Origin of the sequence: Sphingomonas sp. AOB5, from assembly GCF_029433115.1 — a bacterium.
Taxonomy (GTDB): Bacteria; Pseudomonadota; Alphaproteobacteria; order Sphingomonadales; family Sphingomonadaceae; genus Sphingomonas.
Genome location: NZ_JARNTV010000122.1, coordinates 1 through 2,978 on the forward strand (window position 1 = coordinate 1; position 2,978 = coordinate 2,978).

Consider the following 2,978-nt stretch of genomic DNA (forward strand, 5'->3'; position numbering starts at 1 on the left):
AACTGAAAACGACTCTAGAACGCCCCCGGCACTTCGCGCTGCAGCGTGCCCGGCCGTTCGGGCTGGAGGAGTTCCTGCCGTTCGCCGACCGACTGGACGCCGATGCCGCCGCTCGAGCTGATCGCGGTGCAGCTGCGCCCGGCGAGGAAGTCGATCGCCGCGCGGGTCGATGCCTCGTTGGGATCGCCGAGCGGCCGGGTCAGGTCGTCACCGGCGCGGCAGGTGCGCGGCATGATGCTGGCCAGGCCGCTATAATAGGCGCTCTGATGGTCGCGATTCTCGACCGCGAAGGCGATCACGCGCAGCCGGTCGTCGCACGCGCTGCGATCGATCGCGATCTGCCCCACCGGCTTGCCATAGGTGTTGGTGCCGATCAGCGCCGAATTGGTGCCGAGATAGGGGATGAAGGCGTTGATCACGAGCTCGCTGGCCGATGCCGTGCCGCCGGTGCCGATGAACGCGATCTTGGTTGGCGCGATCGATTGCGACTGGACGCCGAAATAGTCGGTCTGGTTGTTCGACGATTTTGAAGCGCGGAAGGTGGTGTAGGCGAACACGTCCGAGGTCGAACGGTTGCGGCCCAGCAGGTCGCCCATCAGCTCGGCGATCGAGACCAGCCCGCCGCCATTGTAGCGGAAATCGACGATGATGTTGGTGATCCCCGCCGCGCGGAAATTGGCGAACGCCGCGCGCAGTGCCGGATCGGCGGTGTTGATGAAGGTGCGCAGGTTCACATAGCCATATTGCTGGCCGCCATCGGTGATGATCTGCGCGCCGTAACGCGACGAGACCGGGGTCAGCGTGTAATCGGCCTTGGACACGGTCAGGTCTCGCGTTCCGGCGCTGTTGGTCACGCGCAGCACGCGCGTCGTGCCCGCCGTGGTCGGCCCCAGCGCATCGACTACCGCCTGCGATCCGCCCGACGCCATCAGCGCCGACACGGTCTGGAGCGACCCGGCGCTGGTGCCCACCGCGATAATCTCTGCCCCGCGATCGATCCCAGCGGTCAGCGCCGGGGTGCCTTCGAACGTCTCGGCGACGAACACCCGCCGCGCGATCGTATCATAGCTCAGGCGGAAGCCGAAGCCGGCGCTCGATCCCGAATTATAATAGGCATCCTCCTCGGCGATCGAGGTGATGTAGGTGAAATAGCGATCCTTGTTCTGGCTGCGCGCCGTCGCGGTCAGCGCGTCGATATAGTCCTGAACCGTGGTGTAGGGCGCGGCGTTCAGGCTGGCGGGCAGGGTCTCGGGGAAGAGGTACCATTCGTTCATCTGGGCCAGCACCCAGGACTTGCGATCGGCCAGCGAGCAAGCGCCGCTGGTCGGGGTGGGCGTGGAACCGCCGCTGCCACCGCCGCCCGTGACCGTACCGCCGCCGCTGCTGCACGCAGACAGCATCGCCACGAGACTCAACAACGCTCCGAAACGCCCAGCCTTCACGCGATTTCTCCTTGCTGTTCCGCACAATAGCGGAAAAGCGGGGGGCTCGTCCATTGCCGCAACTGTCTCAGGCGGCTCGATATTCTACGGATGCGGCGCGCGAAGGCCCTTGCGCGCAGCCCTTGCCTTCGCGCTTGGCGGCATAGAGCGCCTGATCGGCCGTACGGACCAGGCGGTCATAGTCGTCGGCATCGTCGGGGAACACTGCGAAGCCGAGGCTTGCGCCCACCGGCACGGGTTCCTCGTCGATGCTGGCCGGCACGCACAGGCCGGCGATCAGCGCGGTCATCCGCCGTTCCAGCGCGGCGCGATCGACAGGCGCGGGCAGCATCGCGACGAACTCGTCCCCGCCCAGTCGCCCGACGATCCCCTCCGCCCCGGCATGCGCCGCCAGCCGTTCGGCCACCGCCTTCAGCACGGCGTCGCCGGCATGATGCCCGCGCGTGTCGTTGATGCCCTTGAAGTCGTCGAGATCGATCAGCGCCAGCGCGAACCGGTCCCTGGAACGCGCAGTCTGCGCCGCGATCCGCGCCGCCACCGCTTCCTCGAACGCGCGGCGGTTATGGATGCCGGTGAGAGAATCGTACGTGGCGAGATCGCGCACCTTCTTCTCCATCACCAGCAGGTCGACAATGTGCTTCTGGGTATCGCGCAGGAACCCGATCTTGAGCAGCGCGACGCTGAGCATGCTCAGGCCGATCACCCGCTCCATGAAGCTGCCGGTCGCCATCATCGTTACTGCGGCAGGCGCGATGCCGAGCAGCAGCACCGAGATCGACGTCGCGCGCAGCGGCGCGAGGCAATGCGCGATGCTGAACGTGCCAAAGGCCAGGCTGACCGGGATCAGCACCGGATAGCCGAAGCCGCCGCCCAGATAGGTGATGACGGTGAAGCCGCTGATCATCCCGACCGACGCAAGCGCCGCGGCATGGACGCCGTGCAGCTGGCGCCGGATGGTTTCGAGCGGCGGGCGTTCGCGCCCGTTCCGCCCCCGCCACAGCATCAGCCGCCACAGGCTGAACACCCCGATGATCGGGGTCCAGGCATAAAAACGCAGCGGCTGCCCATCGTGCCACAGCACGAAATCGACAATCAGGATGTTGAGCAGCGCGATGGCGTGGAGGATCGGGATCTGGCGGCGCATGCTGTCGAACTGGAAGACCGCAAGCGCATTGCGGACTTCCTCCGGCACCTCGGGGCGCGTGCTGCCGCCCGTCCAACCCATCATGTCCCCCGATCCCAATTCGCCGGAAGATGGTCGCCGCGGCTTAAGATCGCGTTAGCCAGGAATCGATTGCGGCATAGCCGTGTGCGGGCAGCCCGCGCATCCGCCGCGCGTTCATGCCGCCCAGCGCGATCACCGGCACGCCAAGACCCTGCACCATCAGTCCGAACCGCACCCGGCCCAGCGCTGGCGCGCCAGGATGCGAGCGCGTGGCGAACACCGGCGAGACGAACAGCGCATCGGCACCCCGCCGGATCGCCGCAATCGCCTCGCGCCGGCTGTGCGCCGATGCCATGGTCAGCCCGCGCCCG

The 2,978-nt window shown here is 67.1% G+C and carries 3 protein-coding genes; all 3 read right to left on the reverse strand.

The annotated features are described in order from the left end of the window. Positions 1-14: 14 nt before the first annotated feature. On the reverse strand, positions 15-1,400 hold the full coding sequence (locus tag P1X14_RS21865; protein WP_277317540.1) for a S41 family peptidase: 1,386 nt from the start codon (positions 1,398-1,400) through the stop codon (positions 15-17). Positions 1,401-1,509: 109 nt separating this feature from the next. Continuing rightward, positions 1,510-2,670: a diguanylate cyclase gene (locus P1X14_RS21870; protein ID WP_277317538.1), complete on the reverse strand. Its 1,161-nt coding sequence runs from the start codon at positions 2,668-2,670 to the stop codon at positions 1,510-1,512. 40 nt (positions 2,671-2,710) lie between these two features. Continuing rightward, positions 2,711-2,978: thiamine phosphate synthase (locus P1X14_RS21875; protein WP_277317539.1), on the reverse strand; the 268-nt coding region annotated here is incomplete at its 5' end.